The sequence below is a fragment of the Pantoea sp. ANP04 genome, from assembly GCF_041982285.1.
In the GTDB taxonomy this organism is placed as follows: domain Bacteria; phylum Pseudomonadota; class Gammaproteobacteria; order Enterobacterales; family Enterobacteriaceae; genus Pantoea; species Pantoea eucalypti.
Genome location: NZ_JAUTYS010000175.1, coordinates 1 through 527, shown reverse-complemented (window position 1 = coordinate 527; position 527 = coordinate 1). Strand labels below are relative to the sequence as shown.

The following is a 527-nucleotide window of genomic DNA, read 5'->3' as shown; positions in this document are numbered from 1 at the left end:
CGTGCGATCGATATGCCGTTCCTGCTGCCAATCGAAGACGTATTCTCAATCTCTGGCCGTGGTACTGTTGTTACCGGTCGTGTTGAGCGCGGCATCGTTAAAGTCGGCGACGAAGTTGAAATCGTTGGTATCAAAGATACTGCGAAATCAACCTGTACCGGTGTTGAGATGTTCCGTAAGCTGCTGGACCAGGGTCAGGCAGGCGAAAACTGTGGTGTTCTGCTGCGCGGTATCAAGCGTGAAGACATCCAGCGTGGCCAGGTTCTGGCTAAGCCAGGCTCAATCAAGCCACACACCCAGTTCGAGTCAGAAGTTTACGTTCTGTCTAAAGACGAAGGTGGTCGCCATACTCCGTTCTTCAAAGGCTATCGTCCACAGTTCTACTTCCGTACAACTGACGTAACCGGCTCAGTAGAGCTGCCAGAAGGCGTTGAAATGGTCATGCCAGGCGACAACATCAAAATGGTTGTTACCCTGATCCACCCAATCGCAATGGACGAAGGTCTGCGCTTCGCAATCCGCGAAGG

The 527-nt window shown here is 52.4% G+C and carries 1 protein-coding gene; it reads left to right on the top strand.

Annotated elements, in window-relative coordinates:
- A partial coding sequence (locus Q7C21_RS22965) for an EF-Tu/IF-2/RF-3 family GTPase (RefSeq protein WP_008927192.1) occupies window positions 1-527 on the top strand: 527 nt, incomplete at both ends.